Here is a 25323-nt window from a genome sequence, read left to right as displayed (position 1 = left end):
ACCTCCGAAAAATAACATGATTAGAAAAATCCAGTTTTACGACATATAACGAGTCCCCAATGACCGGTTCTCTTCATCTCCTCAAATTTGCTTCCACCACAGCGCTGGCAAGCGCGCTTCTGGCGCCGCTGTTTCCGGCGGCCGCGCAGGATGCCGGTCCGACGACGCTTGCCCCGATCGTGATCAGCGGCAAGGACGAGGACCCGACAGCGCCGGTAAGGGGCTTCGTTGCCAGGACGAGTGCGACGGCCACCAAGACCGGCACGCCGCTTCTTGAAACCCAGCAATCCATATCGGTACTGACGGCCGACCAGCTGAAGTCGCAGGATGCCGAAACAGTCGGCCAGGCGCTCGACTATGTACCCGGCGTCGTCGGCGAACCCTACGGCGCCGATCCGCGCTTTGATTCACCGCGTATTCGCGGTTTCGACAGCCGCCAGGCGCAGTTCCTGAACGGGCTGCGGATGATGCGCACGGCAGGTGCGCCTGCGGTCGACCCCTATCAGCTCGAGCGAATCGAAGTGCTGCGTGGCCCGGCTTCCGTCATGTATGGCCAGGGCAATCCCGGCGGCATGATCAATCTCATCAGCAAGCGGCCGGTCTTCGAACGTTTCGGCGAAGTGGGCGTGCAGGCCGGCAGCTATGATACCTACGGCACCTATTTCGACTTCGGCGATATCATTCCCGGCAATTCCGATTTCGCCTATCGCCTCACGGGGCTCGCAAGGACGGCGTCGGCGCAGGTCGAAGAACTGGACAATGACCGCTATTTCATTGCGCCTGCGCTCACCTGGCAGCCCGACGACGATACCAGGCTGACGATCCTGACCGGCATCCAGCACGACAATCCGAGCACGCCATCCAGCCTGCCGACGCAGCTCACGCTGAATGCGACCGATACCAACCGCCTGTCGCGGGATTTCTTCGTCGGCGACAAGAGCTTCGATACGTCCTCACGGACGCTCACCAATCTCGGTTATGAGTTCGAGCATCGGCTGAATGATACCTGGACCTTCCGCCAGAACCTCCGCTATCAGAATTTCGATTGGAATTATAAGGCGCTCGGCATGTCGACATTAGGCCTTACCGGCGGGCGAACGATCAATCGCAACGCCACGATCCAGGACGAGCTGCTCAACACGTTCAACGTCGACAACAACCTGCTTGCCGAATTCGATACCGGGGACGTCCAGCACAAGATGCTCTTCGGGCTCGACTATCGCTATTACAGCAATAATGTCGGCACGCAGTTCTGGCGTGCGAGCCCGCTCGATGCCTTCAATCCAGCCTATGGCTCGGTCAGGCTGATCGCCCCGACACTCAGCACCTATGTCGATTCTCAGATGACGCAGGTCGGCCTCTATGTGCAGGACGAGCTCGCCTATGAGAACTGGCGCGCAACGGCAGCCCTTCGGCAGGACTGGGCAAGCACTGAGGGGACATCGACGAACCGGCTGACGGGCATTTCACGTCCTCTCGATCAGGACGATCACAAGCTGACCGGTCGGGCCGGTCTCAGCTATGTCTTCGACAACGGCATCGCCCCCTATATCAGCTACGCTACCTCCTTCGAGCCGGTGCCGGTTTCCGCAACGAGCGGCATTCTCCAGCCGACGACGGGCGAGCAGGTGGAAGTGGGTATCAAATATCAGCCGGAGGGCTGGAACGGCTTCTTCACCATCGCCGCCTACGACCTGAAGCAGGAGAACGTCCTGACGACTTACGCTTTGCCGGATGGCACGACGAGAACCGGTCAGATCGGGGAAGTCGATGTCAAGGGTATCGAACTGGAAGGCGTTGCCAGTCTCACAGACGGCCTCGACCTGCGCGCCGCCTACACCTACATGCAGGCCGAAATCGTCGGCGGTATCGACGATGGCAAGCGCCCGGACAATGTGCCCGAGCATGCCGCAAGCCTCTGGCTCGACTACACCTTCCCCGAGGATACGGCGCTCGAAGGCTTCGGTCTCGGCGGCGGCGTGCGTTATGTCGGCCAGCGCTACGGCGATATCAAGAACACGCTCGATCTTGACGCCGTGACCCTCTTCGATGCAGCAGTGCATTACAAGAAGGACAATGTGACCGCCTCGCTGAACTTCAAGAACCTTGCCGACAAGGACTATGTTGCAAGCTGCAGCTCTTTCGGCTGCACCTATGGCGATGGCAGAACGGTGATGGGCAAGCTGACCTTTCAATGGTGAGTGAAATTCGAGACGAAAACGGACGAGGCATCAGCCGTCGGCGGGCGCTTACCCTGCTGGCGGCCTTCGCCGTTCCGGGAAAGGCCCTTGCGGAAACACCGAAGCGCATCGCGGCGATCGACTGGGCTATGCTGGAGACACTGGTCGCGCTCGGCGTCATGCCGGTCGCCGCGACCGAACTCGTGCAGTTCCGCAAGGATGCGGTCGAACCCGTGCTCGATCCCTCGGTTGCCGATCTCGGCCTGCGCGGATCGCCGAACCTCGAACTCCTGCGCCTGCTGCGCCCGGACCTCATCCTGATTTCGCCCTTCTATGTGAGGTTCGAGGCAAGCTTCCGGGCGATCGCGCCTGTCTTGTCGCTGCCATTCTACAATAGGGGAGAGCCGCCCTATCAGAAGGCAATCGATGCCGTCTCCGCGCTCGCCAGCGAACTCGGCCTCGAGGAGCGAGCACGTGCGGTGGTGGAGCAACAGGCAGCACTCGTCGAGGAGACGCGCCTCAGCCTGCAGGCATTTGCGTCCCGGCCGACCTATCTCGTCAACATCGGCGATGCCAGGCATGTGCGCGTCTTCGGCGCAGACAGCATGTTCGGCGATATCCTCGGCCGTCTCGGCCTGCCGAATGCCTGGACGGACCGCTCGCGCTATACGTTTGCCGCGCCGGTGCCGATCGAAAATCTCGCGACCGACCCCGAAGCCCGCATCGTCATCATTTCCGATATCCCGGTCGAGGCCCGCAACGGCCTGAAGGAGAGCATGATCTGGCAATCGCTGCAGCCAGTGCGCTCTGGCCGCGTGCTGATGCTCGGCAATATCAATCCCTATGGCGGCATCATCGCCGCAGCCCGCTTCACGCGGCTCTTCCAGGCGGCGATGCTCTCGTCGGGGGAAATGCCGTGACGAGACCCACCGCACTCGCAGCAGCACTTCTGGCCCTTGCTGCCTCTGCCGGCCTCTTCCTGTGGTCAGCGCTGAACCATCTGCCCCTGGCCGACTGGCCGTCCCTGCCTTTCGATGCCGGGCGGATGACGACGCAGCAGATCATTTTCGCCTATGCCGTTCTGCCGCGCGGGGCGGTCGCGATACTGGCCGGTGCCGCTCTCGGGCTTGCCGGCGCCCTCTTGCAGCGCCTGCTGCGCAACCCGATCGCCGATCCCTCGACGCTCGGCGTCTCCTCGGGCGCGCAGCTTGCAATCGTCGCAGCGACGCTCTTCTATCCTGAAGTGCTTGATGGCTACCGCGCCTTCGTCGCGCTTGCCGGTGCCGCTGCGGCCATGGCTCTCGTCTTCCTGCTCGGTTGGCGTCGCAGCTTCGAGCCCATCACGATGGCGGTCTCCGGTCTTCTCGTCGGCATTACCTGCAGCGCGCTGTCGGCGGCAATGACGCTCTCGCAGGGTGAATATCTGATGTCGCTGGTGGCCTGGAACGGTGGCTCGCTCAGCCAGCAGGACTGGTCGACGACGATAACACTTGGTCTGGAGCTGCTGCTCGGCATCGCCGTCACCCTCCTGCTGCTGCGTCCGCTGACCGTGCTCGGCCTCGGCGACAGCGGTGCCCGCTCGCTGGGTGTCGCGCTCGCCGGCACGCGCATAGCCGTTGCCAGCCTTGCCGTGGCGTTGAGCGCCGGCGTTGCCGCTGCCGTCGGCCTCGTCAGCTTTGTCGGTCTTGCCGCCCCGGCACTGGTGCGCCTGGCGGGTATCCGCACGACACGCAGCATCCTGCTTCTGTCGCCTGTCGCTGGCGGCCTCTTGCTCTGGTTTTGCGATGGCGTCGTCCAGCTCGTTGCCGCCTCGGCCGGCGAGACCTTCCCGACGGGATCGGTGACCGCACTGATCGGCGGCCCGCTGCTCATCTGGCTGCTGCCGCAGGTGCGCGCCGTCGAGCCGCCGCAGCCGCCCGACAGCATCGTTGTTTCCCGCGCGCCGTTGTCGCGGCTCCTCTTCATCCTTTGCCTCTTGCCGCCGCTCGTCTGGGCGGCCCTCTGCATTGCTCGCCTGCCTGACGGTTGGATGTTGCTTGGCGGCGATCTCTTCTGGGAGCTCTTTCCCGCCCGCTGGCCGCGACTGGTTGCGTCGGCTGCCGCCGGCGGCCTGCTTGCCATGGCTGGTACCATCTTGCAGCGCCTCACCGGCAATCCGATGGCAAGCCCGGAGGTGCTGGGTGTCAGCGGCGGTGCCGGCGTCGGTTATGCCGTGGCCTTGAGTTTCTCCGCCAGTGCCGGCGCGTTCGAACTCTTCCTCGGGGCCGGCGGTGGCGCAGTCATCGTGCTCGCGCTCGTGGCGCTCTTTGCCGCCCACCGGCATCTTCCGCCGGAGCGGTTGCTGCTCGCAGGTATTTCCGTCAGCGCTTTCAGCTCGGCGATCCTCAGCGCTCTTCTTGCCGTTGGTGATCAGCGCGCCTGGCAGATTCTTGCCTGGCTTGGCGGCTCGGCTGCGGCGGCGACGCCCGACGTTGCTACGTTCCTCGCCGCCCTTACTGTCCTGATCCTCATCATCGGCCTGATCTTCACGCGGTGGCTGACAATCCTGCCGCTTGGAGCACCCACCGCCTTGGCCCTCGGCCTGCCGTTGGTCGGCGCCCGCATGATGATGGTGCTGACGGCAGGCATTGCGACCGCTGCGGCCTCTCTGCTTGTCGGCCCCTTGAGTTTTGTCGGCCTGATGGCTCCCCACATCGCCCACCGCGCCGGCTTCGAAAAGCCAGGCAGCCGCCTTATCGCCTCAGCTGTGATTGGCGCTGTGCTGATGGTGATCGCCGATCTCGGCGCCCGCACCGTAACCTTCCCCTACGAGTTGCCGCTCGGCCTTTTTGCGGCCTTCGCCGGTGCGCCTTACCTTGTCTGGATGATCGGCAAGAGGCCGTGACGCGGCCCCTTATGAAAGACGATCAGCCGTTCAGGGTGTGGCAGCCGACTGTGGCCGCATGGCTTCAGTGGATGGCAATGACGAGACGAAGTCAGCCAGCGGCACAGGGCGGGAGAACAGGAAGCCCTGCAGGTCGTTGCAGCCTGCAGCGACGAGAAAATCCCGCTGCCCTTCGGTCTCGACACCTTCCGCCGTCGTCGCTTTTCCAAGCGTGCGGCTGAGGCCCAGGATCGCCGAAACGATGGCGGCGCCCTCGGCCTGCGTTCCCAGCAACCGTACGAAGGACCGGTCGATCTTGATCCGGTCGATATTGAACTGGATGAGGTGGCTGAGCGACGAGAAGCCGGTGCCGAAATCGTCGAGCGCAATTCGGATGCCCTGGGATCGAAGCCTGCCGAGTGTGCCTTGCGCGCCCTCGTCGATGTTGAAGAGGGCGGCTTCCGTCAGTTCCAGTTCGAGGCGCGATGGTGACAGGCCCGTTTCCGAAAGGATCGACAGCACGTAGCGGTCGAAGTCGCGATGCCGGATCTGCGAGGGGGAGACGTTGACGGCGACCGACATATCGGTTGGCCAGCTTGCCGCTGCCTTCGCGGCGTTCCTCAGCACCCATCCGCCAAGCTGGTCGATCATGCCGGCTTCCTCGGCGATCGGGATGAACTTGTCCGGCGACAACAGTCCAAGGGTGGGATGGCGCCACCGCACGAGCGCTTCCGCCCCCGAAAGTCTTCCATGCGCGTCGGCACGATGCACACCCTGGAAGAAGACCTCGAGATGGCCGGGATCACTCGGACGTACAATTTCTGCGCTGTCGGAGAGGTGCGTCGGACCCTCCAGCACCAGGCGAAGATCGTTCTTGAGATTTTCCCGTGCCTCGACCCGATGATCCAGGGAGGGTTCATATTCGATCAGGCGCCCGCGCCCGCTGGTCTTGGCTTCATAAAGGGCGACGTCCGCACGCCGCAATATCTCGCTGGTCGCCTCAGCCGCATCATGAAAGGCTGCGGTGCCGATCGAGCATCCGATGCGGACGACAACGTCGCCGCCGCGCAGCTGGAACGGCCTGCTCAGGGCCTCGATGATGGTGTTGCAAAGCAGGATGTAGCTGTCGTCACCCTCCCTGACATGGGGAAGAAGCAGGGCGAATTCATCGCCGCCGAGCCTTGCAAGCGTGTCGCCCGTTTCGATCAGGGCATTCATCCTGTCGACGGCGCCGCGCAGCAGCTCGTCTCCGGCGGCATGCCCGTGGATGTCGTTCACCTCTTTGAATTTGTCGAGATCGACAAGGGCAAGGACGGCATGCTCGCCAGGTGATTTCATGGCCGCGAGGCATTGCTCGAAACGGGCCGCAAAGAGCGCCCGGTTCGGCAGGCCCGTCAGCACGTCATGCAGCGAAAGATGCCGGGCATGAAGTTCGCTGGCGCTGAGTTCCCTGAGGCTGCCGCGCAACCGGCCCATCAAGGCGAAGAACAGGCCAGCGATGACGAGACCGGCAACGGAAAGCACGGGAACGAGCCGGCCGATGACGCGTGTGCCCGGCAGGTCCGGCCTCCAGATGATGAAGCCGATCGGTTCGCCCGTCGTCGTCGCCTCGATTTCGAAGGCGACCTCATTCTGCTCCTGATCCGCAGTGCGGGCATAGCGCGCGCCTGCCAGCCCCTGTTCCCGGCTCAGCGTATCGAGCGTGGCGCCGTCGAGGAAGCGGAAGGCCACGAGGTAGAGCCTGTTGGCATCATTTGCTTGCTGCGGATCCACTTTCGAAGAGCCCGTGACCGAAACGACGCCGGCGACCGAAGGCCGGCCCTCGAGACGCATCAGCTCCACCCGGCTGGGTTCCGGATCCGAACTCGGTCCCTGCGGCGCACCGTGTTGCCTTGCTTCAAGATCCTGGATCATCGGCTGAAGCAGCGGCCGCACCCATTTGAAGCGACGTTTCGTTTCGGTATCGGACTGCAGGGCGAGCTCGCCTGCCGGGGTCACCAGGAATGCTGCATTGTAGCCGAATACCGTCGTCGCGATCTTCCCGAACGCCCCGGCCGATGTCGCGCCGCTCTTGCCGCCGGTCGTTGCCGAATCCGACACCAGCAGCGAGGCGTAACCGGCGCCCATCAGCTGGATGTCCTGCGATACCCGCTGGACCTGATCCAGAAGCCGGCTGTTGACGAGCTGGCGCTGCCGATCGAGAGCGGCGGCGTCGCTTTCCCTCCCGGCCCAGATGGCAGCCAGGAACACCAGCCCAAGAATTGCCAGGCCGCTGATCGCAAGCAGCACCAGTATCGACCCGGACGATGTCCAGGCCTTTCTATGAGTGAATAATCTTAAAGACGGATCAGCAGGCACGCAGTCTTCTCCCGAGCGCGCCAATACTGACCTCGATTGTTTACAAAAAGCTTTTCAAGCAGCATCAAAATTAATGGCCCAAAATGGTGAGCTTTTTAATCGTTTTGTGATTGGCTGCTCATTGCGCAACGCTTGCCGATGCAAGCTTGGCGATCGGGCTCTACGTCAAGGTGATTGATATGTTGCGATTGGGATCTCTCTACCGTTCGAAGTTCTTCGCATTTGTTTGTGCGGCCGTTGTTTCGGTCGGCATTTTTATGCCCGCGGCCGTCCGGGCTGCCGAAAGCGACAGTATCCGCATAGCTGTCGAGGGCGCGTTTCCGCCGTTCAACTATGTCGATTCCAATAACCAGCTTCAGGGCTTCGACGTGGATATCGCCAAGGCCCTCTGCGAGGCCGCGAAATTGAAGTGCGAATTCGTCATCCAGGAATGGACTGCGATGATCCCGAACCTGCTCGACAACAAGTATGACGCAATCATTTCGTCGATGTCGATGAGCGCGGAGCGGCGAGAAAAGGTCGCCTTCACGCAGAAATATTATGACAGCCCGACGGTCTTCATCGCGCGCAAGAAGTTCGACATTGCCGGCACGTCACCCGAAGATCTGAAGAAGCTACGGCTCGGCGTGACGGCAGCGACCTCCCAGGAGTCCTACGCCAAGAAGTTCTACGGCGGTATCGCCACGACCGTATTCCAGGCCTCGCCGGATCTCTACAAGGGTCTTGCTGACGACAAGGTCGATATCATCCTGGAAGACAAGCTCGCGGTCTATGACTGGCTCGCAAACACCAAGGCTGGCAGCTGCTGCGAATTCAAGGGCGACGATATCAAGAATACCGAATATTTCGGCGACGGAGCAGGTATCGCCGTGCGCCCGACCGACAAGCCGCTGCTGGACAGGCTCAATGCTGCGCTCGAAGAGATCCAGGCCAACGACACCTACGATACGATCAACGCGAAATATTTCCCGTTCAGCATCCGCTGAAGGCGCCTAGCCCGTTTCTGGTGACCTAGCTCTCGGTAATGCGCCGATCCTCGTCGGAGCCGACCGAGAGCTGCTTCCAGTCGAGATCTTCCTGCAGTTCGAGATATTGCGTCGCGCCGATCCTGTCCTTGTCGCGCAGTTCCTCCAGGCGCTGGCGCTGAGCGATCACGGCGGCGATTGTCAGTTTGCGGCGCCGCTCGAGCGGCGAGGCTCCGTCAAGGTCCGAGGGCACCGTCAAGTGGTCCTTGCAGATCGTCCTGATCGCCTCGGCCTCGACGCCACCTTCCTTTTCCAGCCGCTGGAATGCCGCCTCGGCGAGCGAGCGCCTTGCTGCTTCCAGTTCGTCATGGACTTGGCGTTGCCGCCCGAGTTTCAGGAAATGGATCATCGGTGCGAGCGTCGCCCCCTGGATGACGAGCGTTGCCAGCACCACCGCAAAGGCTGTCAGCACCACGAGATCGCGGTCCGGAAAATCGGCGGGCAGCGCGAAGGCGGTGGCAAGCGTGACGAGGCCGCGCATGCCCGACCAGCCGACCAGGAAGGTCTCCCCGTGCCTGAAGGGCGCCAGAACACCGCCGCGACGGTGACGCAAGGTGACGAACGCATGCAGCAGGAAGGCCATCGCCAGGCGCGCCAGGATGACGCCGACAACGACGATTCCGGCAAAGCCGAGCGCCCGCTCGAGCGCCTCGGCCGACATGGATTCGACGATGCTGCGTGCCTGCAGCCCCATGAGCAGGAAGGCGACGACGTTCAGCAGGAAGACGACCGTCGTCCAGACGGCGAAGGAATGCACTCTCATGCGTGGGGAATCGTCGACCGTCGACAGTGTGGCGATGGTCATGGCGCTCGCAACCGTTGCCAGTACGGCCGAGAGATGCAGATGCTCGGCGATCAGCCAGGTCGAAAAGGCATAGACGAACTGCAGCAGGGTGCCGCCGACGGTGTTTTCGGTAATCGGCCGGAGCCGCGAGACGAAAAAGCCAAAGGCGATGCCGAGCAAAATGCCGCCGGGTGCTGCAAAGCCGATCTGGAGGGCAGTCGCGCCATCGAGCCCGCCGCGCGCCTGGACCGTGAGTGCGGCTCCGAACAACAATAGCGCCGTTGCATCGTTGAAGAGGCTTTCACCCTTCAGCAGAGCATCCACGCGGCGGTCCACCGGCAGGTTGGAAAGCACGGCGGTCGCCGCAGCAGCATCAGGCGGTGCAACGATGGCGCCAAGTGTGACCGCCACCGCGATCGGCAAGCCGACGGTCAGCATGCTGATCGACACCACCACGCCTGTTGTCACCAGCACGGCGATGACGGCATAGAAGATCAGCGGCAGCAGCATGCGCCGCGCAGCCCCCATCGGGAAGTCATAGGCGGAATCGACGAGGACGGGCGCGATGAACAGGGCAAGCGCCGTCGGCGGATCGATCGGGATGACAGGCGCGCCGGGCAGCATCGCCACGCCGACGCCGGCGGCAGCCAGAATACCCGGATAGGGCAGATGCATGCGCCGGGTGATCTGCAGGAGCAGGATGGCGACAGCGAGCAGGGCGACGAGGGTTTCGAAGAAGGTCATGTCGGCATAGTAGCAGGCTTTCCGTCGCATTGAAGCGGGTGCGGCTCCCATGTAAAGCTGAAGCCTATCAAGGTGATGACAAAAGGCGAGGCGAGCCGTGACGATGGACTACGATGTGGCTGTTATCGGTGCCGGCGCGGCGGGCATTGCAGCGGCGCGAAAGCTCGCCGGTGCCGGCCGTTCGGTCATTATTCTCGAAGCCAGCAACCGTGTCGGCGGTCGTGCCTGGACCGTCGAACTTTCCGGCATGTCGCTCGATATGGGCTGCGGTTGGCTGCATTCGGCCGAACGCAATCCGCTTGTCGCGATCGGCAGTGAGGCCGGCTTCACGATCGAGCGGGGGCCGACGGCCTGGCAGAACCAGTGGCGCGATCTCGGTTTCCCTCCGGAGGAACGCAAGGCCGCCGCTGCCGCCTGGGGCGCGCTTGAAGAGCAGCTGCGGGCCAATCCGCCGGCAAGCGACAGGGCATCGGACGCGCTGGAACCCGGCGGCGAATGGAACGCCTATTGCCAGTCGCTGTCAGGTTATCTGAACGGCGCGCCGCTGGAGCGGCTGTCGGTTGCCGATTTCCTCGCTTATGACAATGCCGCAACCGACGCCAACTGGCGGGTGCACGAAGGCTATGGAAGCCTTATCGCCGCTGCCGTTCCCGATGTGACGCTGCGTCTGTCGACACCGGTGCGCCATGTTGCGCTGACGAATGGGGGTGTCCGACTTGAAACCGATCGCGGTCCGGTCAGTGCCAATGCTGTGATCGTCACGGTTTCGACCAATGTACTTGCCCGCGGCACTATCGTCTTCGACCCTGAGGCCGATGAGCATCTGCATGCCGCAGCACAATTGCCGCTCGGCCTTGCCGACAAGCTCTTCATGGAACTCCATGGCAATCACGGTCTCGAACCGGAAACCCATCTGCTTGGCGATGCCCGAAACGACCAGACCGGCAGCTATTATATCCGGCCGCTCGGCCGCCCCGTCGTCGAAGGCTTCTTCGGCGGCAAGGGCGCCGTCGTCATCGAACAGGCTGGCTTGCTCGACGCCTTTACCTTTGCGCTCGAGCAGCTGTCATCATTGCTCGGAAACAACATCCGCCGCCATCTGCGGCCCCTGACAGCTTCGTCCTGGTGCCACACGGATTGGGTTCGAGGCTCATACAGCCATGCGCTGCCGGGCCATGCGGGTGCGCGAGCCATCCTGGCGAAGCCCGTCGCCGACCGGCTGTTCTTTGCCGGCGAAGCGACGCATCAATCCGATTTCTCGACCGCGCACGGGGCATGGGAGAGCGGACTGCGGGCTGCCGACGAAGTGATCGGCAACGCTGGCTAGGCCGGGTCGACAGTCAGGATTCCAAATCGGCTGATCGCTGCTTTACAGGCCATCGTGGTGGACCACGGCGTCTGCGTCGTGCCCTTGATGTGAAATATATTTCACGTGATGAATTATATTGACATTCTTTTGGCGCCAGAGTTATCTCGCTTTACCGGCGTTCGAGGAGGAAATCCGGTTTCACGAACAAGGCGCTGATTGCGCCATCGGCATTTGGGAGGGGCTTCGGCCTCGAGGAGGAACTTTGCGCAATTTTCTAGGCACAACAGCGATGGCCGTTCTGGCTGCCGCGACACTGAGCACGGCTGCGTCAGCGGCCGAAACCGAAAACCCGTTTCGCTGCAAACCCGGCGAAAAATACGTCATGAACGTCATGGTGTCGGGCGTTGAATATTGGTTCCCGGTCTATGAAATGTTCAAGCAGGCCGGACAGCAGCTCGGCTGCGAGACGGCCTATACCGGCACCCCGGAATATGACGTCAACAAGCAGATCGCAACGTTCGACCAGGCTCTTGCCCAGAACCCGGCCGGCATCCTCGTTCACCCGATGAACTCGGATCCTTTCATCGAGCCGATCAATCGCGCGATCGATCAGGGTACGGCCGTTGTCACCTTTGCGGCGGATTCACCGCTGTCGAAGCGCATATCCTTCATTACTTCCGACAATACCCGCGAGGGCATTTATGCCGCCGACGCAATTGCCAAGAAGCTCGGGGGCAAGGGTGAATATGCGGTTCTGGAAAATCCGGGTCAGGACAACCACGACAAGCGCATCGCAGCCTTCATCGCGCGAATGGAAGAGAAGTACCCGGACATGAAGCTCGTTGGCCGGGCGGCATCGAACCAGGATCCGAACAAGGCCTATCAGGGTCTGATGAGCCTGGTACAGGCTCACCCGAACCTCAATGCAGTGTTCATGCCGGAGGCGAATTCGGCGATCGGCGCGGCCCAGGCAAACAAGGAAAGCGGCGGCAAGATCCTCGTCATGTGCGCCGACGTCAATGCCAACATCCTCGACATGATCAAGGCCGGGGAAGTCTTCGGCTCGATCAATCCCAACCAGGGCATGCAGGGCTACATGGGCTTCATGCTGCTGTGGCTTGCCAAGCATCCGGAACTGATCGACCCGATGAACGACGCCAAGCGTTCGGGTTTCAACCCGATGAGCATCCCCGTCGTCGATAACGGTCTCTCGATCGTGACGGCCGCAAATGCCGATGACTTCTACTGGGACAAGTACCTCCAGCGCCGGGGTACGAAAGGCATCGAGGAGTAAGCCTTGCCGGCCGCTGTCGGGGTCAGGAGCCGACAGCGGCCGCAAAGCGGGGAGAGGGAGAGTTATCATGGCGCAGACGCCGGCCCTGGAAATACGCAACGTCACCAAGCGTTTTGGCACGATCAAGGCGCTGACAGATGTGAGCTTCCACCTTCAAAAGGGAGAGGTTCATGCCCTCTGCGGCGAAAACGGTGCTGGTAAGTCGACGTTGATGAACATCATTGCGGGTGTGCTGCAGCCGAATGAGGGAGAAATTGTCGTTGATGGCGTGCCCGTGAAAATCGCCTCTCCCGCCGTTGCGCAGTCGCTCGGCATCGGACTGGTACACCAGGAAATCGCGCTTTGCCCGGATGCCACCGTTGCCGAAAACATGTTCATGGTGGCGACGAACCGCCGGCGGTCGCCCTTAATGAATTTCGCCAGGCTGGAACGCGACGCTCAGGCGGTAATGAACCGCCTTGCTCCGATCGACGTTCGCCAGAAGGTTGGCGATCTGCCGATTTCCAGCCAGCAGCTGGTCGAGATCGCCAAGGCGCTGACGCTCGACTGCCGTGTCCTCATCCTCGACGAGCCCACCGCGGCTCTGACGGAGGCGGAGGCGCAGGTCCTGTTCGGCATCATCAACGATCTGAAGACTCACGGCATTTCGATCATCTATATCAGCCATCGCATGGCAGAGATCTTCAGCCTCTGCGATCGGGTCACGGTTTTTCGCGATGGACGCTATGTCTCCACCGAGCGGATCTGCGACCTGACGCCCGACGAAGTCGTGCGCCGCATGGTTGGGCGTGAGATCACGCAGCTCTACCCCGAAAAGCAACCGGTGGCGGAGCAAAGCGAGCAAACCATTCTTTCCGTCCGCAATCTCGGCGACGGGACTCGCTTTGAAAATGTCAGCTTTGAATTGCGCAAGGGAGAAATTCTCGGGATCGGCGGCCTCATTGGCTCGGGGCGAACCGAGATCGCAGAGGGTATCTGCGGCCTTCGCCCGACCAGGCAAGGCGACGTTCGACTTTGGGGCGACGTGCTTAGCGTCTCGTCCTATGCCGAGGCGGTGAAAGCGGGCGTTGTCTATCTGTCCGAGGATCGCAAAGGCTCGGGTGTCTTTCTCGATCTGTCGATCGCCCAGAACATCGCTGCCCTCGATCTCAAGTCGCTGACGGGACCGTTTGGACTCTTGAACACGAGGGCAGAGGCCGATCGGGCAAAGGATCTGGCGCGCCGTCTTGGTATTCGCATGGGCGGTATCGACATGCCCGTCTCATCGCTCTCCGGGGGCAACCAGCAGAAAGTCGCCATCGCGAAACAGCTGGCGGTCGATCCGAAAGTGATCCTGATGGACGAGCCGACGCGCGGTATCGACGTTGGCGCAAAATCTGAAATTCACCGTTTGCTGCGCGAGCTTGCGCGGTCCGGGGTCGGCATTGTCGTCATCACATCCGAGCTGCCGGAGCTTCTCGGTCTCTGCGATCGGGCGATCGTCATTCGCGAAGGCAGGGTTGCGGGAGAAGTCGAGGGCGAGGCGATGACCGAACAGGCCGTCATGCGGCTCGCATCCGGCATTGGCGCAAGTCAACACAACATATCGAAGGCATCAGAGCATGCCGTCTGACGAGAAAACTGGGACGGGAGACCAGGCAATGACAGATCACGCATTGGCGGCGACAAGACAACGCGTCTCTTCCTGGAAGAGGCTGGGAACGATGCGCGAAGCGGGATTGATTGCGATCATTCTCGCGCTCTGCATCCTCATGAGCTTTGCCTCTCCGCACTTCCTGACGATGGGCAATTTCCGCGCGATGCTGATGTCGTTCTCGGTGGAGGGCATCGTGGTCGTCGGCATGACGATCCTTCTGATCGTCGGCGGCATCGATCTTTCGGTCGGCTCGGTTGTCTGCTTCTCGATGGTCTTGTCCGGCTCGCTGTTTCTGATGGGGATGGATCCGTGGAGCGCGTCTCTGGTGGGTATTCTCGCCAGCGCCTTGATTGGTTGTGCCATGGGCTTCTTTGTGACAGTGATCGGGCTCAACCATTTCATCACGTCGCTTGCCGCAATGGTCATCGTGCGGGGCGTCTGCCTGATCATCACCAAGGGAACGCCGCTCTCGCTGTTTACGTTGCCGCCGTCATTCAAGGCGGTCGGGCAGGGCACGTTCCACGGCGTTCCCTACGTCATTCTGATCTTCGTCGCGATCGTGGCGGTTTTTGATTTCCTGCTGCGCAGGGCGACAGCGTTCCGCAAGGTCTTCTACACCGGCAGCAATGAGAAGGCGGCGCTTTATTCGGGGATCAGGACGAACCAGGTGAAATTTTGGGTGACCGTCCTCTGCAGCACTCTGTCGGGCGTTGCCGGTGTCATCTACATGTCGCGTTTCGGCGCGGCGACCCCGACCTTCGGCGTGGGCATGGAACTCAACATCATTGCCGCTGCCGTGATCGGCGGCGCCTCGCTCAGCGGCGGTTCCGGCACCATCCTTGGCGCCATCCTCGGTATCGCGCTTCTGTCGGTGGTCAGCAGTTCGCTGATCCTCTTGAATGTCTCGGTCTACTGGCAGGATATGATAAAAGGCTGCATTCTCCTGGCTGCCGTTTCCATCGATCATTTCTTGCACAAGCGGAAGGCTGCCTGACATGCCGATTGCCAAACCCAAGATCGTCTCCGCGCCACGCGAAGAAATCGTCATCGCACGCCAGATGCACCAGGCTCTTGTCCTGCATTTCCTGGAAGGTTTGACGCAGGCGCAGATCGCCGATCAGCTCGGCATCTCTCACGCCACCGTCAACCGTCTGATCAAGCGCGGTCGCCAGCTCGGCCTCGTGGAAATCAAGATCAAATCGCCGGTCGAGCCGCTGGTCGATATGGAAGAACAGCTTCTGGCGCTTGGCGGAATCAGCCGGGCGATTGTCGTGCCGACCGTGTCCGACAATCCGCAAACGGCATTGCAGGCCGTTGGCGAGGCGGCGGCGCGGCTGCTCATCGAGGAGATCACCGATGGCGACACCATCTGCATCACCGGCGGCAAGGGCGTCAGCGCCGTCGTTGCCGGCCTGCAGCCGCCGCGGCGCTTCGACGTCGAGGTTATACCGGCAACGGGATGCGTCCAGGGCAAGCACTACACCGATGTGAACCACGTCTCGACGATGATGGCCGACCGGCTTGGAGGCCGCTCGTTCCAGATCCATGCCCCCCTCTTTGCCGACAGCGCCGCCGAACGGGGGATGCTGATGAACATGCGCTCGGTTGCCGATGTCTTCAAACGGGCGCGTGAGGCCAAGGTCGCCGTCGTCGGCATCGGTTCGATCTTGTCGGATGATTCAAGCTATTACGACCTGCATCCGTCCTCCAGCACCGACCGGGCTGCGATCGAGCGCTCCCGCGCCTCATGCGAGCTGCTCGCGCATCTGCTCGATGATCATGGCGGCGTGTGTGACTACAGCCTCAATCGTTCATTGGTATCGCTGACCCTTCCCGAGTTCGCGTCGATCCCGATGAAGATTGGCGTGGCCAGCGGACCAAACAAGGCAGGGCCGATCTTGAGCGTCATGCGGGGTCATCATCTCGATACGCTCGTTACCGACGAGGCAACCGGCGCACGCATTCTCGCGTTGGCCGCAGGCAAGGGACAGCACGCATGAGCGGGCAACAGTTGATGCGTGAAATCGGCAGGTCGGGTGTGGTCGCCTCCGCGGTCGGGCTTGGAACCTGGGCGATCGGTGGCTGGATGTGGGGAGGCACGGACGAGGCGGAATCGATCGCAGCAATCCAGGCTTCACTCGACGCCGGCGTGACGCTGATCGACACGGCACCCGCCTACGGACTTGGCCGATCCGAGGAGATCGTCGGCAAGGCGTTGAAAGGCCGCCGCGACAAGGCCGTCATCGCGACCAAGTGTGGGCTCGTGTGGCACACGGACAAGGGCAAACATTTCTTCGATCAGGATCGCAAGCCGGTCCACCGCTACCTCGGCCGCGACGCAATCCTTTATGAAGTCGAGGAGAGCCTGCGGCGCCTTGGTACCGATCATATCGATCTCTACATCACCCACTGGCAGGATCCGACGACCCCCATCGAGGAGACGATGCGCGCGCTGGAAGAGCTGAAGGCCGCGGGCAAGATCCGTGCGATCGGTGCCAGCAACGTCAGTGCTGCCGAACTTGAAACCTATATTTCCGCCGGCGGCCTGGATGCCATCCAGGAGCGCTTCAGCATGGTAGACCGGGAAATCGAGGCCGATCTCTTGCCGCTTACGCGGCCGAACGGCATTTCGACGCTCAGCTATTCTTCGCTTGCACTTGGCCTCTTGTCCGGGACAGTCGGTCCGGATCGGGCCTTTTCCGGTGACGATCAGCGACGAGACAATCCGCGCTTTTCCATTTCCAATCGCGAGAAGGCGATGGCCTTCGCCGCAGCCATCGGGCCGGTCGCCGGGAAGCACGGAGCAAGCGTTGCACAAATCGTCATCGCCTGGACGCTTGCGCAGCCCGGCGTGACATTCGCCCTTTGCGGCGCACGCAACCCTGCGCAGGCGCTCGACAATGCACGGGCTGGCACGATCCGCCTTGACCCGGACGATCACTCGGCCATCGATGCGGCCATTGCGACGAAACTGACGGCTATGGACAGGTAACGGATCGCATCATGAATCGCGAAGAGATATTGGACGGGCTTCGACGAAGCCCGAAGGTGGACGTGTGCGTCATCGGCGGCGGTATCAACGGCATCAGCGTCTTCCGGGAGCTGGCGCTGCAGGGGCTCAACGTCCTTCTCGTCGAGAAGCATGATTATTGCTCCGGAGCGAGTGCGGCGCTGTCACGGATGGTGCATGGCGGACTTCGCTACCTTGAGAACGGCGAATTCAAGCTGGTGCAGGAATCGCTTGTCGAGCGCGACCGGTTGTTGCGAAACGCTCCGCACTATGTCGCCCCCTTGCCGACGACGGTCCCTGTCTTCGATGCCTTTTCGGGGCTGGGCAACGGCATCGTCCGATTCCTGGGGCTGACCCGTCGCCCCAGCCGTCGCGGCGCGGTGGCAATCAAGATGGGGCTCAGCATCTATGATTTCCTCACGCGCAAACGGGCAATGATGCCGCGTCACCAGTTTCGCGGCCGACGCACTACGCTTGCGAAGTGGCCGGCGCTCAACCCGGAAATCAAAAGTTCTGCGACCTACTATGATGCGTGGGTCAGTCACCCCGAACGTTTGGGCATCGAGCTGCTCGATGACGCCCTTCTTGCCGGCGCTGGCGCAGGAGCGCTGAACTACGCCGACATTCGTGCAGCGGGTCCCGGGCAGTTTGTCGTTCGCGACCTTGTCAGCGGCCGCTCAGCGGAGGTCGACCCCACACTCATCATCAACGCAACTGGCGGATGGATCGACATTACCAACGACACTCTTTTCTCGCCGGATGCACGCCCTGCAACCCTGATGGGTGGCACCAAGGGATCTCACCTCATCATCGACAACGCCGAACTCTACGACGCCCTGGCGGGTCACATGATCTACTACGAGAACGAGGATGGAAGGATCTGCATCCTGTTTCCCTACCTCGGCAAGGTGCTGGTCGGCTCGACCGATATTCGCGTCGATGATCCCGAAACCGTGCGCTGCGAAGCCGACGAGCGAGACTATATCCTGCAATCGCTTGGCTTCGTGCTGCCTGGCATCAAGATCCGGGCGGAGGAAATCAGTTTTCAGTTCTCGGGCGTGCGCCCGCTGCCGACGAGCAAGGACAGCTTCACCGGCCGCATCCCGCGCGACCATTTCTGTACCATCGTGGAAACTTCCGACGGTGGACCAGCGGTGCTCTGCATGATCGGCGGCAAATGGACGACCTTTCGCTCGTTCGGCGAACTTGCGGCCGATCTCGCTCTGGAACGTCTCGGCAAGACACGTCGCGTAACAACGGCCGAGCGGCCAATTGGTGGTGGCAGGCGATTCCCACCGGATCGCGCAGAATGGATTGCCAGGACAGCCAGGGAAAAAGGCATTTCCGGCGATCGCATGGGAGAACTCTTCTCCCGCTACGGGACGGAAGCCGAAGCGATCGCGGCCTTCATCGTGGCTGCGCCTGATGCACCCCTGCCGCAGGCGGCCTATTCGGAGCGCGAGCTCCTCTTCCTCATCAGGAACGAAGCCGTCGAGCATCTCGATGACGTCCTGCTCCGGCGCACGACGCTCGCGATAACCGGCACGCTGTCGCTTGAGATGACGGATGCCGTCCTCGATCTTCTGGCAGCGGAGAAGGCGTGGACGCCAGCTCTGCGGGCTGCGGAGCGCAGCCGCTTCCTCACCCTTTTGCGCGACCGCCACGGCGTCGACGAACTCAGCCTTTCCGCACGGAACGAACAAAGGAGCAAGAAATGCGAAACAACATGAAAGTCCGGATGAACCGGCTCTTCGGTCATGGCCGCTGCCTCGACGTCGCGATCGATCACGGTGTCTGCAACGAGCCGTCGTTCCTGAGCGGCCTTGAGGACATGAAATCGGTCGTTGAGGCGCTGACGGCCGCTGGCCCGGACGCCATCCAGATGAACTATGGCCAGGCCGATCTGCTCCAGAATGTCGCCGGCAAGAACAAGCCGGCGCTGGTAATGCGGATCGACATGGGCAACCCTTATAACAGGATTCGACACCGTGACATGTGGGCGGTGCTGCAGAACGAGGCCGAACCGCTGATTGGTGCGCTCGAGATGGACGCGGCCTGCGTCGTCGTCAATCTCTTCATGCTGCCTGACGAGCCGGATCTCTTTCGCCAATGCGTGCAGAACATCGCACGTGTCCGCGCCGATTGCGACAAGTACGGAATGCCGCTGATGATCGAACCTCTGGTCATGCAGCCGGTCTCGGAAAAGGGCGGATACATGGTCGATGGCGATGCCGACAAGATCGTCACCCTGACGCGGCTTGCGCGCGAAATGGGCGCCGATATCGTCAAGGCCGATCCGACAACCAATGCAGAAGATTTCCACAGGGTCGTGGAGGCGGCGCGTTGCCCGGTTCTGGTGCGCGGCGGCGGCAAGGAGGATCTTCGGACCGTGTTCGACAAGTCTGCGGCCTTGATGCGGCAGGGGGCGGTCGGCATGGTCTACGGGCGCAACATCTATCAGCACGCCAATCCAGGGGCAGTCGTGCGCGGGCTGATGGCCATCGTGCATGGCGACGCTACTGGCGAGGAAGCCTTTGCGCTCTACGAGCGCGATTGAAAATAGTTGCTGAACCTGGGGAGGAGTTCTGCATGGGAAATTATCTGTTGGGGCTTGATGCCGGCAACACCGTGATCAAGGCGGTGATCTTTGACCGGCAGGGCAACGAGGTCGCTGCCGCGTCAGCCGAGGGGCACAGCCGCATGCCATGCCCCGGCCATGTCGAGCGTGGCCTGGACGAATTGTGGACGAATGCACGTCAGGTCATCAGCAGCTGCATCGAGCAGGCCCGCATCCGGCCCGAGGAGATTATCGCGATCGGCTGCGCAGGACACGGCAACGGTCTCTACGCGCTTGATCGCGAGGGTGAACCATTGCTCGGCATCCAGTCGCTCGACACGCGCGCTGCGGCTCTGGTCGAGGAATGGCAGATACAGGGCATCGGCGATCGCACCTATCCGATCGGTCGGCAGCGCCCTTGGCCATCGCAGACGCCGACGCTGCTTGCCTGGCTGAAACGCCACCGGCCGGAGATCTTCGGCAGGATCGGCACGGTATTCCTCTGCAAGGACTTTATCGTCAACCGCCTGACGGATGCCCGCGTCAGCGAGGTGTCCGACATGACGGGCTGCGGCCTGCTTGACGTTGCCAACCGCCGCTACAGCGAGACCTTGATGGATGCCTATGGCCTCGGCGATTGCCTGGCGATGCTGCCAGGATTGCTCGAGAGCTCGGATATCGCAGGTCATGTCACGGCGGCGGCGGCCGCGCAGACGGGCCTTGCCGTCGGTACACCTGTGGTCGGCGGCCTGTTCGATGTCGTCGCTTCGGCGATCGGATCCGGCGTGACCCGGACGGGTGCTGCCTCGATCATCGCCGGGACCTGGAGCATCAATCAGGTGATTATCGATGCGCCGCAACTGGCCGGGCCAGTCTTCATGTCGTCCACATTCGACCGGGAGCGATACATGGCGATCGAGTCCAGCGCCACATCGGCTGCGAACCTCGAATGGCTGGTGCGGGAGCTTTTCCCCGACGCCTCGCCCGACGGGCGCTCGCCTTTCGATCATTGCGCGGCGCTCGCCGCTGCCGTCGAGCCCGGCGCTGACGATCCGCTCTATCATCCGTTCCTGTATGGCGCGCAGCAGGATGGCAATGCCCGCGCCGGCTTCTATGGCGTTGCTGGCTGGCACACGAGGGGCCATCTGGTGCGAGCGGTCCTTGAAGGCGTCGCTTTCGGCCATCGTCAACACGTCGAGACTATGCGCAGTGCCGGGGCAACATTCGACGAAGCCGTCCTTTCCGGTGGAGGCTCGCGAAGCCTGATCTGGCCGCAGATATTCGCCGATGTTCTGGGCGTGCCGGTTTCGATCGCCCGCTCGCGAGAAACGGGCGCGCTCGGGGCCGCGATCGCGGCGGGAACCGGCGCCGGCGTCTTTCCGTCGTTCGAGGCCGGCGCGGCCTCGATGGTTCGCATGGAACGCAACTACATCCCTGACAAACGCCTGGAAGACCATTACGCGCGCCGCTATGGCCTCTATCGCGATATCGCCGAGGCAATGGCTCCGATCTGGCGCCGGCTCGTGTCGGCGAAAGCCGATGTTGCAGGAGCAGCGGTGTGAGCGGGCCTTCAACGGAAGCGGTTGCCGACGCGGGCTCTTACGACTTCATCATCGTGGGGGCAGGCTCGGCTGGATGCGTTCTTGCCAATCGGCTGTCGGCAAATCCGGCCAACCGCGTCCTCTTGCTCGAGGCCGGCGGCAGCGATCGTTATCACTGGGTGCATGTGCCGATCGGATATCTCTTCTGCATGGGAAATCCGCGTACCGACTGGATGATGCGCACCGCCGCCGAGGCGGGGTTGAATGGCCGGTCGCTTCCTTATCCGCGCGGCAAGGTGCTTGGCGGCTGTTCGTCGATCAATGGCATGATCTACATGCGGGGGCAGGCCGCCGACTATGATGGCTGGCGTCAGGCGGGCAACGAAGGTTGGGGATGGGATGACGTGCTTCCCTATTTCCTCAAATCCGAGGATAACTACCGCGGCAATTCTGCCATGCACGGGGCAGGCGGCGAATGGCGCGTGGAACGGCAGCGACTTTCCTGGCCGATCCTGGATGCCTTTCGCGACGCAGCCGAGGAGCTCGGCATTCCCAAGACCGATGATTTCAACGGCGGTGACAACGAGGGATCGGGCTATTTCGAGGTCAATCAGCGCGGCGGCGTTCGCTGGAATACCACCAAGGCCTTTCTGCGCCCCGCAATGCGGCGCCCCAACCTTCGCGTGCTGACCGGAGCGGAAACGGAGCGGCTGCTGCTCGGCGGACGTCGCGTAACCGGAGTCCGCTTCCGTTTGAACGGGCAGATTCATGTCGCGCATGCCGGTCGTGAAGTCATCCTTTCGGCCGGTGCCATCAACTCGCCGAAAATCCTGGAACTTTCCGGGATTGGCCGCCCGGATTTGTTGTCCGCCGTCAATATCGACGTGGCTCACGCGCTTCACGGCGTCGGCGAGAACCTGCAGGACCACCTTCAGATCCGGACGGTTTTCCGGATCGAGGGGGCAAAGACGTTGAACCAGCTCTACCACAATCTTTTCGCCCGTGCGGGCATGGGCTTGCAATATGCGCTACGCCGCTCCGGCCCGCTCTCGATGGCGCCAAGTCAGCTCGGTATTTTCGCAAGGAGCGACCCGGCAGTCGCGACCGCCGATCTCGAATATCATGTGCAGCCGCTCAGCACCGACAGGCTCGGCGAACCGTTGCACAGCTATCCCGCGGTCACTGTATCGGTCTGCAACCTGAGACCGGAGAGCCGGGGGACGGTCCACATTGCCGGGTCGGATGCGTCCGCAGCTCCCGAGATCAAGCCCAACTACCTCTCGACCAGCAAAGATCGCATCCTTGCTGCAAAATCCATCCGCCACGCCCGCAGTCTCATGCAGACGAGCGCCATCTCGAAGTTCCGGCCGCAGGAGATGCTTCCAGGCAAGAAATTTCAAAGCGATGATGAATTGATCAGCCGCGCGGGAGACATTGCCACCACGATCTTCCACCCGGTTGGAACCTGCAAGATGGGGCGTGACAGCATGGCTGTCGTCGACGAACAGTTGAGAGTGCATGGCGTGGGCGCTTTGCGCATTGTCGACGCTTCGGTCATGCCGACGATCGTCTCCGGTAACACCAACTCCCCGGTGATCATGATTGCCGAGAAGGCGTCCGACATGATTCTGCGCTAACGGCGCTTAGAACTTCATCACGTTGGTGCTGAGAGAGCCAGGATGCCGCACCGGTGGCGGTCAATCCTATCTCTCTCAGTTGTTCGTCACCGCTGCGAGGATCTGCGTGGCGGTCAGGCGATCTTATCGATCTACTGCAGCGTGCGGTTCGAGACCTGCCCTGCGGCCAAGTTCGGCACGGCTGCGACGGGGCCGGCGCCTTCGAGTCCGGTCGCAACGACGGAGACGCGGAACTTGCCGTCGAGGCCGCGGTCGAAGATTGCGCCGACGACGATTTCGGCGTCGTCCTGGACTTCATCGCGAATGCGGCTTGCGGCCTCGTCGACCTCGAAGAGGGTCATGTCGGAACCGCCTGATATCGAGATCAGCACACCCTTGGCGCCCTTCATCGAGATATCGTCGAGCAGTGGGTTGGCGATTGCAGCTTCCGCCGCCTTCATCGCCCGTGCTTCGCCTTCAGCCTCGCCCGTGCCCATCATGGCCCGGCCCATGCCGCGCATGACCGACTTCACATCGGCGAAGTCGAGATTGATCAGGCCTTCCTTGACGATGAGATCGGTGATGCAGCCCACGCCGGCATAAAGCACGCGGTCCGCGGTCATGAAGGCATCGGCGAAGGTGGTCTTGGCGTCCGCGATGCGGAAGAGGTTCTGGTTGGGAATGACGATGACGGTGTCGGCTGCCTGGCGCAGCGCCTCGATGCCGGCTTCGGCCATCTTCATGCGGCGATTGCCCTCGAAGGTGAAGGGCTTGGTGACGACGCCGACCGTCAGGATGCCGGCCGCACGGGCGGCATGCGCAATGACCGGTGCCGCACCCGTGCCGGTGCCGCCGCCCATGCCGGCCGTGACGAAGCACATATGCGATCCGCTCAGGTGATCCATGATCTCGTCGAGCGATTCTTCGGCAGCCGCGCGGCCGACTTCCGGCAGGGAGCCGGCGCCGAGACCTTCGGTGACATGCGCGCCGAGCTGGATGCGGCGCGTCGCCTTGGAGGTCGCCAGCACCTGGGCATCGGTATTTGCGGCGATGAAATCGACGCCCGCCAGTTTTTCGGCGATCATGTTATTGATCGCGTTTCCGCCGCCTCCGCCGACGCCAATCACCGTGATCTGCGGCCGTAGTCCCGTAATGCCGCTCTTGGCGTCTGTCATCGAACTCTCCTTTTGTCCCTCGTGCATGCTCCGCCCCGTCGCGGATAGCGAATCGCATAATACGTTAAGCGCGCAACAAGGCAGAGGCGGGGCGGGCTTTGCAATATCCAAAGGGATTTCAGCACTCGTTGATGTTCGAAAGTACCGAACGGTGGGATTGATCCGGAGGATCGCACCAGTATCGATCGCTTTGCCTTGAGGCGAAGTTTCGCTAAAGATGAAAGCGAAACGAAGGGAGGGCGCATGTTTCTGTCGGATCGCCAGGAGAAGATCATCGCACTTGCGAGATCGTCGGGCAGGGTGCTGGTCGATGATCTGGCGGCGCAGTTTGCCGTGACACCGCAGACGATCCGCAAGGATCTGAACGATCTCTGCGATGCACAGCTCCTGACCCGCATTCACGGAGGCGCAACCTTTCCGCGCGGGACGGAAAATGTCCGCTACGATGCACGGCGCCAGATCGCCGCGATGGAGAAACAGGCGATCGGTGTGGCTGCCGCTGATCTCATTCCCAACAACAGTTCGCTTTTTATCAATATCGGCACGACCACGGAAGCTGTCGGAGAAGCGCTCTCGGATCATCACGAATTGATGGTGATCACCAATAACATCAATGTTGCCAATAGATTGCGACTGATCGACAATATCGAGGTGGTGATCGCCGGCGGCGTGGTGCGCCAGTCCGACGGCGGCATCGTCGGCGAGGCGGCGGTCGACTTCATCCGCCAGTTCAAGGTCGATTATGCCGTGATCGGAGCGTCGGCGATCGATCCGGATGGCGCGCTTCTCGACTACGATTTCCGTGAGGTGAAGGTGGCGCAGGCTATCATCGCCAATGCGCGACACGTTATCCTGGTTGCTGATTCAACCAAGTTCGAGCGCACTGCGCCTGTCCGGATCGGCCAGATTTCGCAGGTCCATACCTTCATTACCGACCAATGCGATTCGCCCTCCATCCGCAATATCTGTCAGCAGAGCGGTGTCGTGCTGATCGAAGCAGCGAAAGCTAACCGCTGATTTTTACGGCCAATAACATTCGTTTGACATTCGGAAAATTTTCGATTTAATCACCCTCACTTTCGCAACGGTTGGGGGAACTGTTGCGCTGTCTTGGCTCGAACGGGGGGAATATGGGCCGAATCCACGATATTTTCGTCATTGGTGGCGGGATCAACGGCTGCGGGATAGCGCGCGATGCCGTGGGTCGTGGTTATACGGTGGCGCTTGCGGA

The 25323-nt window shown here is 61.9% G+C and carries 18 protein-coding genes; 15 read left to right on the top strand and 3 right to left on the bottom strand.

Going from position 1 to position 25323, the window contains the following annotated elements; all coding sequences use genetic code 11:
• The first annotated feature begins 59 nt into the window (after positions 1-59).
• The 3 genes from FHT93_RS34435 to fhuB are packed head-to-tail and all read left to right on the top strand — an operon-like array spanning position 60 to position 5064.
• A complete protein-coding gene (locus FHT93_RS34435; RefSeq protein WP_183851353.1) occupies positions 60-2201 on the top strand; it encodes a TonB-dependent siderophore receptor in 2142 nt (713 codons plus the stop codon).
• A complete protein-coding gene (locus FHT93_RS34430; RefSeq protein ID WP_183851352.1) occupies positions 2195-3100 on the top strand; it encodes an iron-siderophore ABC transporter substrate-binding protein in 906 nt (301 codons plus the stop codon). The genes FHT93_RS34435 and FHT93_RS34430 overlap by 7 nt, the downstream gene beginning before the upstream one ends.
• Complete coding sequence (fhuB, locus tag FHT93_RS34425) at positions 3097-5064, top strand: Fe(3+)-hydroxamate ABC transporter permease FhuB (RefSeq protein ID WP_183851351.1); 1968 nt, start codon at positions 3097-3099, stop codon at positions 5062-5064. Before FHT93_RS34430 ends, fhuB begins: the two co-directional genes overlap by 4 nt.
• A gap of 30 nt (positions 5065-5094) precedes the next feature.
• On the opposite strand, the gene FHT93_RS34420 is transcribed toward fhuB, so the two are convergent.
• The gene (locus FHT93_RS34420; RefSeq protein ID WP_348649817.1) at positions 5095-7332 is read right to left on the bottom strand and encodes an EAL domain-containing protein; all 2238 of its coding nucleotides are present in this window, start codon (positions 7330-7332) and stop codon (positions 5095-5097) included.
• A gap of 326 nt (positions 7333-7658) precedes the next feature.
• On the opposite strand from FHT93_RS34420, the gene FHT93_RS34415 reads away from it, so the two are divergent.
• A complete protein-coding gene (locus FHT93_RS34415) occupies positions 7659-8387 on the top strand; it encodes a transporter substrate-binding domain-containing protein (protein ID WP_246781791.1) in 729 nt (242 codons plus the stop codon).
• Between the two features lie 25 nt (positions 8388-8412).
• Here the strand turns inward: FHT93_RS34415 and FHT93_RS34410 are convergent, their stop codons facing one another.
• The gene (locus FHT93_RS34410) at positions 8413-9954 is read right to left on the bottom strand and encodes a cation:proton antiporter (protein ID WP_113016278.1); all 1542 of its coding nucleotides are present in this window, start codon (positions 9952-9954) and stop codon (positions 8413-8415) included.
• A gap of 103 nt (positions 9955-10057) precedes the next feature.
• Here FHT93_RS34410 and FHT93_RS34405 point away from each other — a divergent pair, with 103 nt between their 5' ends.
• The 10 genes from FHT93_RS34405 to FHT93_RS34360 all read left to right on the top strand — a co-directional run bounded on the left by FHT93_RS34405 (position 10058) and on the right by FHT93_RS34360 (position 22938).
• Entirely contained in the window at positions 10058-11281 is a 1224-nt protein-coding gene (locus FHT93_RS34405; protein WP_113016279.1) for an NAD(P)/FAD-dependent oxidoreductase, read from the top strand.
• A gap of 244 nt (positions 11282-11525) precedes the next feature.
• On the top strand, positions 11526-12557 hold the full coding sequence (locus tag FHT93_RS34400) for a substrate-binding domain-containing protein (RefSeq protein ID WP_029869183.1): 1032 nt from the start codon (positions 11526-11528) through the stop codon (positions 12555-12557).
• A gap of 67 nt (positions 12558-12624) precedes the next feature.
• Entirely contained in the window at positions 12625-14169 is a 1545-nt protein-coding gene (locus tag FHT93_RS34395; protein ID WP_183851350.1) for a sugar ABC transporter ATP-binding protein, read from the top strand.
• A gap of 28 nt (positions 14170-14197) precedes the next feature.
• Positions 14198-15187, top strand: a complete 990-nt coding sequence (locus FHT93_RS34390) for an ABC transporter permease (protein WP_112972294.1) — start codon at positions 14198-14200, stop codon at positions 15185-15187.
• A 1-nt stretch (position 15188) separates the two neighbouring features.
• Positions 15189-16193: a sugar-binding transcriptional regulator gene (locus FHT93_RS34385; RefSeq protein WP_029868768.1), complete on the top strand. Its 1005-nt coding sequence runs from the start codon at positions 15189-15191 to the stop codon at positions 16191-16193.
• Positions 16190-17185 carry an aldo/keto reductase gene (locus FHT93_RS34380; RefSeq protein ID WP_029868769.1) on the top strand — a complete coding sequence of 332 codons (996 nt, stop codon included), beginning with the start codon at positions 16190-16192 and terminating at the stop codon, positions 17183-17185. The genes FHT93_RS34385 and FHT93_RS34380 overlap by 4 nt, the downstream gene beginning before the upstream one ends.
• An 11-nt stretch (positions 17186-17196) precedes the next feature.
• Positions 17197-18933: a glycerol-3-phosphate dehydrogenase/oxidase gene (locus FHT93_RS34375; protein WP_183851349.1), complete on the top strand. Its 1737-nt coding sequence runs from the start codon at positions 17197-17199 to the stop codon at positions 18931-18933.
• Between the two features lie 8 nt (positions 18934-18941).
• Entirely contained in the window at positions 18942-19760 is an 819-nt protein-coding gene (locus tag FHT93_RS34370; protein WP_113016284.1) for a class I fructose-bisphosphate aldolase, read from the top strand.
• A gap of 32 nt (positions 19761-19792) precedes the next feature.
• Entirely contained in the window at positions 19793-21322 is a 1530-nt protein-coding gene (locus tag FHT93_RS34365; protein ID WP_183851348.1) for an FGGY-family carbohydrate kinase, read from the top strand.
• Positions 21319-22938 (top strand): GMC family oxidoreductase, encoded by a 1620-nt coding sequence (locus tag FHT93_RS34360; RefSeq protein ID WP_183851347.1) that lies wholly within the window; start codon positions 21319-21321, stop codon positions 22936-22938. Before FHT93_RS34365 ends, FHT93_RS34360 begins: the two co-directional genes overlap by 4 nt.
• Before the next feature lie 131 nt (positions 22939-23069).
• On the opposite strand, the gene ftsZ is transcribed toward FHT93_RS34360, so the two are convergent.
• Complete coding sequence (ftsZ, locus tag FHT93_RS34355; RefSeq protein ID WP_029868774.1) at positions 23070-24092, bottom strand: cell division protein FtsZ; 1023 nt, start codon at positions 24090-24092, stop codon at positions 23070-23072.
• A gap of 243 nt (positions 24093-24335) precedes the next feature.
• Between ftsZ and FHT93_RS34350 the strand changes: the two genes are divergently transcribed.
• Positions 24336-25109: a DeoR/GlpR family DNA-binding transcription regulator gene (locus tag FHT93_RS34350; protein WP_112547463.1), complete on the top strand. Its 774-nt coding sequence runs from the start codon at positions 24336-24338 to the stop codon at positions 25107-25109.
• Positions 25110-25323 lie beyond the last annotated feature (214 nt).

The sequence above is a fragment of the Rhizobium sp. BK379 genome, from assembly GCF_014193955.1.
Classification (GTDB): domain Bacteria; phylum Pseudomonadota; class Alphaproteobacteria; order Rhizobiales; family Rhizobiaceae; genus Rhizobium.
This window is presented reverse-complemented; position numbering and strand designations above follow the sequence as displayed.